A 5,258-nucleotide genomic window follows, 5' to 3' on the forward strand; every position below is an offset into this window, starting at 1 on the left:
CGGGTTTCCCGACGGGTGATGCCGATTGACGAGAAAGCGGCGTGACAAAAATCCCGGAAAACGGCGTGCAGGCGTCATCACCAGGAGGCCGTCATCACCAGGCGGCCGGAGACCATGACGGAAACCACATGGGCCCGGAACCGGGATCACTCCGGGCCGAGGCCGAGCCGGGCACAGTAACGCGGAATCCCCTGAGGGGATCAGGCCAGCCCTGACAGGCCTGATCCCCTCGCCCCCGAGCGTCCACCCGGCGACCGCCCATCGGTCCGGTTCGCCTCAGCCGTAGGTCTCATCCCAGCCGTAGGTCACCCGGCGGCGACCTACCCGGCCACCGTCCAGGAGTCGGCACCTTGGAGCAACGTCCGCAGGTCGCCTAGGCCGCCGGGCCGGGCGGTCGCCAGCCTCTCCTGGAACAGCTGGTCGAACACGGGATGCGAGACCGACCGGTAGACGCCGATCGGCGGCTCCGGAAACTCCGCCCGCGCCAGCTGGGCTAGGGCGTAGGCGTAGGTCGAGTTCTCCACCGTCGGATCGTGCACCACGACGCGGGAGTCACCGCTGTGCCCGACGGCCAGCTCCCCGGTGGCCGGGTCGCGGATCACGGCGTACTGCTCGTCCACGCCGAAGACCACCGGCATACCGGGCGAGAGCCGGATCGGCCCCTGCTCGCCCTTCGCCCCGGCGACCCCGGCGGCGCCGGCATCGGCATCGGACCGCTTCGGCTGACGGGGAATCGCGTTGAACGTGGGGCAGCCTTGCCGGATCTCCACCAGCGCCGCGCCCTGGTGCGCCGCGGCGGCGGTGAGGGTGGCGGTGAGGTGGCGACGGTCCGAGTCGATCGTGCGGGCGACGAACGTCGCGCCGGCGCCGAGCGCGAGCGCAACCGGGTCGAACGGGTTGTCGAGCGACCCGTGGGGGCTCGACGGGCTGATCGTGCCGATCCTGGAGGTCGGCGAGTGCTGACCTTTCGTCAAACCGTAGATCTGGTTGTTGAACAACATGATCTTGAGGTTCACGTTGCGACGCAGCGCGTGGATAAGGTGGTTACCGCCGATCGACAGCGCGTCGCCATCACCGGTTACGACCCACACCGCCAGGTCCGGCCGGTTGATCGAGACTCCGGTCGCAAAGGACGGCGCCCGGCCGTGGATCGAGTGGATGCCGTAGGTGTCGAGGTAGTAGGGGAACCGCGAGGAGCACCCGATGCCGGACACGATCACGATGTTCTCGGGCGGGACGCCGAGGGTCGGCAGCAGACCCCGCATCGTCGAGAGGATGGCGTGGTCCCCGCAGCCGGGGCACCAGCGGACCTCGTTGCCGGTCATGTAGTCCTGCACGGTCAGCGCCGGCCGTCCCGCCGAGTCACCCGACGGTTCTCCGGATCCATCATTCAGCAAGATCATCGTCCTGCCTCCCCGGCCGTGCCGAGCTTCGAACCAAGGTGTGCGTTCAACCGGGCGCTCACGTCCCCGACCGGCTTCGAGGCCGCCTCCGCCGACGGCTCCTCGTCGATGCCCTGGATGATCCGGCTGATGACGGAGGTGAGCTCGGCCACCCGGAACGGCATGCCGCGGGTCTGGTTGTAGCCGACGGTATCGATCAGGCATTCTCGGCGCAGGAGTCCGGCGAGCTGCCCGAGGTTCATCTCGGGGACGAGCACGGTGTGGTACTCCGACAGCACCGAGGCCAGGTTCGCCGGCAGCGGGGCGAGATGGCGCAGGTGCGCCTGGGCGACCTTCATACCGTCGCGCCGCACCTGGCGGCAGGCTTCACCGATCGGCCCCCACGTCGAGCCCCATCCGATCACCAGCACATCGGCGCCGGATCCGGGCGACCCACTGGGATCATCGACTTCCAGGAGCGGCACGTCGATGTTATCGATCTTGGACTGTCGGGTGCGGACCAGCAGGTCGTGGTTGTCGGGGTCGTAGGAGACCGCGCCGGTCAGCTCGGCCTTCTCCAGACCACCGATGCGGTGTGTGAGCCCCGGGGTACCCGGGATCGCCAGCGGGCGGGCCAGCGTGATCGGGTCCCGCGCGTACGGCAGGAAGATCGGGTTACCGGCCTCGTCCACCCCGTTCGGGCCGGTGGCGAGATCGATCCCGATGCTGGGCAGCTCCGCCGTCTCGGGCACCCGCCACGGCTCGCTGCCGTTGGCGACGTAGGCGTCGGACAGCAGGATGACCGGGGTGCGGTAGGCCAGCGCGATCCGGGCCGCCTCCAGCGCGGCGTCGAAGCCGTCCGCGGGCGAACGCGCCGCGATCACCGGCAGCGGCGCCTCGCCGTGCCTGCCGTACAGGGCCTGGAGCAGGTCGGACTGCTCGGTCTTGGTCGGCAGACCGGTCGACGGCCCGCCGCGCTGCACGTTGACGACGACGAGCGGCAACTCCATGATCACCGCAAGACCGAGAGCCTCGGTCTTCAGGGCCATCCCGGGACCGGAGGTCACGGTCACGCCGAGCATCCCGGCGAAGGCCGCGCCGATCGCGGAGCCGATGGCGGCGATCTCGTCCTCGGCCTGGAAGGAGCGCACGTCGAAGGATGCGAGCGCGCTCAGTTCGTGCAGGATGTCGGAGGCGGGAGTGATCGGGTAGGCGCCGAGGAACAGCGGCATCCCGGCCTGCTGCGCGGCGGCGACCAGGCCGTAGGCGATCGCCTTGTTGCCCTTCATGTACCGGTAGGTGCCGGCGGGCAGCTTGGCCGGCTTCACCTCGTAGGCGAGCGCGAAGGCCTCGGTGGTGTCGCCGTAGATCCACCCGGCCCGCAGCGCGGCGATGTTCGCGGCCTGCACGTCCGGCTTCGCGGCGAACCGCTTCTGCAGGTAGGCGATCGTGTCCTCGATGGGCTGGCTGAACATCCAGGACACCAGGCCGAGCGCGAACATGTTCTTCGTCCGGGCAGCGTCCTTGCGCTTCAGGTTGAACTCAGCGACGGCCGTGGCGGCGAGACCGGTGAGGTTGATCGCGTGCACGTGGTAGGCGTCCAGCGACCCGTTGGTCAGGGGATCGGCCTCGTAACCGGCCTTTTCCAGGCCCATCACCGTGAACGCGTCGGTGTCCACGATCAGGACCCCGCCGGGACGCAGCTCGGCGATGTTCGCCTTGAGCGCCGCGGGGTTCATGGCGACCAGAACGTCGGGCCGGTCGCCCGGGGTCCTGATGTCGTGGTCGGCGATGTGGAGCTGGTAGCTCGACACCCCGGCCACGGTTCCGGCTGGCGCCCGGATCTCCGCCGGGTAGTTCGGCAGCGTCGCCACGTCGTTGCCGCCCGCGGCGGCCTGGGCGCCGAACCGGTCACCGGTGAGCTGCATCCCGTCGCCGGAGTCACCGGCAAAACGGATCACCACGTGTTCCAGTTGCGTGACCCCCGGGTCGGGTCGTTCGGACAACTGTTCGGTTGGCATGGCGAAACCTCATCTCAACTTCTCGGCTACGCACGCCCGCGCCGGGCGAGCGGGACCGCGCGTGGCAACGCTGACAGCGCGGAAGCGGGGTCAGGGAAGCGCGGGGAACGGGTCAGGGATAGGCGGATCGGGGGGCGGGCACCTCGGGCATGCGCAGGGCCCGCGAGAACACCCGGTCGGTGGGGATCTCCTGCACCCGGAACTCGGTGGTGGGGCCGTCGAAGAGATCGTTCGATCGGTTCTGCTCCAGGGCACGCACGCGCAGCACCGCGCGAGCCACCGCGGCGGCGGCGGCGTGGATCTGGTCGACGGTGGTGAACCGGCCCACGCTGAACCGCAGGCTCTCCATGGCCGCCGTGGTCGACCGGCCCATCGCGGTGAGCACATGGGACGGCTCGGCGCCGCCACCGTGACAGGCGGAGCCCGCGGACACCGCCACGTCCGGCAGACAGGCCTGGACGGCGTCGGCGTCGGCACCGACAAACCGCAGGTTGATGGTGTTCGGCAGCCGGCATTCGCGGCCCCCGCCGCGCTCACTCGGCCCGTTGAGCTCGACGGCATCGACGCCGAGCCACTCGACGAGCAGATCGTGCAGCAGCTCGGTCTGGGCCCGCTGCCGCGGGGCCTCGTCCTCCATCACCGCGGCGGCAATCCGCGCCGCGGCGCCGAAGCCGACCACCCCGGCGGTGTTGACCGTGCCGGCGCGCAGGCCCCGTTCCTGCCCGCCGCCGTGGATCAGCGGTGCCAGCTGCGACCGGGCGTGCCGGCCGGCGATCAGCGCGCCGGTGCCCTTGGGCCCGTAGAGCTTGTGCGCGGACGCGACGGCGAGGTCGATGCCGGCGTCCGCGACCGAAACCGGCATCCGGCCCAGCGTCTGGGTGATGTCGGCGAGGTAGAACGCCCCCGCCCCGTGGGCGAGCTCGGCGATGGGCCGCGGGTCGTTCAGCGTCCCGGTCTCGTTGTTCGCCGTCATCGCCGCCACCAGGGCGACCTTCGAGACGGAGGCCCCGAGGACCCCCCCGTTCCCCGCGATCGCGGAGCCCCCCGCGACGGCGGAACCGTCCCATACCGGTTGCAGCAGCGCGCGCAGGTGGTTGAGGTCGATCGTGCCGTCGGGATGAACCCGGATGGTCTGCACGATCGCCCCGTGCACCCGCGCCGCGGCCTCCGCCGCGGCGAGGACCGCCCGATGCTCGGTCGCTCCGACGAGCACGCGGCGGCAGGACGGCGGGGCGGTGGCCAGGACCCCGGCGATCGCCAGGTTGGCCGCCTCGGTCGCCCCGCTGGTGAAGATGACGTCACGCGGCTGGGCGCCGGCGAGGTTCGCCACGTCCCGCCGGGCTCCTTCGACGAGCCGGGCGACGGCCTGCCCGGCCGGGTGCGAGCTGGCCGGATTCGCGAAGTGGTCCCGCAGCAACGGCAGCATCGCCCGGACGACCTCCGGGTCGACCGGGGTCGTCGCGTTGTAGTCAAGATAGATCACGATGCGCCTCCAGAGCCGCAGTCCACGCAGGCGGGATCGCGCCGCGTCCGCGGCGTCCGCAGGTCCGTGTCCCACAGATCGAGGTGGATCAGCCGGCCGACCGCCGGCTCGGCGAATCCACCGGCGATCTTCAACGCCTCGGTCGCCGCCAGGCAGCCCACCGTTCCGGCGACCGCGCCGAGCACCGGGAAACCGAGGGGCTCCCAGGACGGGTCCCCCTCCGGGAACACACACCGCAGGCAGGGCGAACCCGGCCGGACCACCAGCAGATACGCCTCGGTGGCGTTCATCGCGGCGACGACCAGGGGGACCTGCGTCGCCAGGCACAGCCGGTTGAGCAGATACCGCTCGGGGAAGTTGTGCCGGGCGTCG

At 70.9% G+C, this 5,258-nt stretch carries 4 protein-coding genes; all 4 read right to left on the reverse strand.

All coding sequences use genetic code 11. The features are described from left to right. Nucleotides 1–320: 320 nt before the first annotated feature. Entirely contained in the window at nt 321–1,403 is a 1,083-nt protein-coding gene (locus ACY5KJ_RS04115) for a 2-oxoacid:ferredoxin oxidoreductase subunit beta (protein WP_462186731.1), read from the reverse strand. Next, entirely contained in the window at nt 1,400–3,403 is a 2,004-nt protein-coding gene (locus ACY5KJ_RS04120) for a 2-oxoacid:acceptor oxidoreductase subunit alpha (RefSeq protein WP_462202823.1), read from the reverse strand. The genes ACY5KJ_RS04115 and ACY5KJ_RS04120 overlap by 4 nt, the downstream gene beginning before the upstream one ends. Nucleotides 3,404–3,515: 112 nt before the next feature. Further along, nucleotides 3,516–4,886 carry a cysteine desulfurase family protein gene (locus ACY5KJ_RS04125; RefSeq protein ID WP_462186733.1) on the reverse strand — a complete coding sequence of 457 codons (1,371 nt, stop codon included), beginning with the start codon at nt 4,884–4,886 and terminating at the stop codon, nt 3,516–3,518. Further along, a partial coding sequence (locus ACY5KJ_RS04130) for a HesA/MoeB/ThiF family protein (RefSeq protein WP_462186734.1) occupies nt 4,883–5,258 on the reverse strand: 376 nt, incomplete at its 5' end. The genes ACY5KJ_RS04130 and ACY5KJ_RS04125, both read right to left, overlap by 4 nt.

Source organism: Frankia sp. CcWB3 (assembly GCF_977927595.1).

What these genes read in the sequence shown, in the direction of transcription:
- ACY5KJ_RS04115 (WP_462186731.1), bottom strand. Translation starts at nt 1,403, where the DNA reads ATGATCTTGCTGAATGATGGATCCGGAGAACCGTCGGGTGACTCGGCG.
- ACY5KJ_RS04120 (WP_462202823.1), bottom strand. Translation starts at nt 3,403, where the DNA reads ATGCCAACCGAACAGTTGTCCGAACGACCCGACCCGGGGGTCACGCAA.